Origin of the sequence: Pseudomonas sp. AMR01 (assembly GCF_041946035.1) — a bacterium.
Lineage (GTDB): Bacteria > Pseudomonadota > Gammaproteobacteria > Pseudomonadales > Pseudomonadaceae > Aquipseudomonas > Aquipseudomonas antarctica_B.
This window is the reverse complement of record NZ_JAUTYR010000190.1, coordinates 1-508: the sequence shown is the minus strand read 5'-3', so window position 1 is coordinate 508 and position 508 is coordinate 1. Positions and strand designations below refer to the sequence as shown.

The following is a 508-nucleotide window of genomic DNA, read 5'->3' as shown; positions in this document are numbered from 1 at the left end:
CGCCATGGCGCGTCCGGAGATCGCCTTCACCCTCGAACACGGGGACCGCAAGATTATAGGTACACAGGCGGACGAGGCTCTGGCCGACCGGGTCTCGGGTATCGTCGCACGTGAACTCAAGGACAATTCGGTCGCGATCGACATGGAGCGTCCCGGTCCGGGTGGCATGATGCGGCTGACGGGTATCGCGGGGCTGCCGACCTACAATCGCGGCGTGGCCGACCACCAGTACCTCTTCGTCAACGGGCGTCCGGTGAAGGACCGCCTGCTCGTCGGCGCGGTGCGCGGGGCCTATTCGGATATGCTCGCGCGCGACCGTCACGCGGTGCTTGCGTTGTTCCTCGATCTGGCGCCCGAGGATGTCGATGTGAACGTCCATCCAGCCAAGACCGAAGTGCGGTTTCGCGATGCACGCGGGGTGCGCGGATTCATCGTTTCGGGGCTGCGCGAGGCGCTTTCGACCGGCGACCGGCGGAGCGCGCAATCGCCCGATGCAGGCGCCATGAGC

1 pseudogene is annotated in these 508 nt (G+C 66.5%); it reads left to right on the top strand.

Annotation, left to right across the window (positions count from 1 at the left end):
- Positions 1–508 (top strand): annotated as a pseudogene (locus Q7C20_RS27190) (hypothetical protein); the annotation flags it as partial.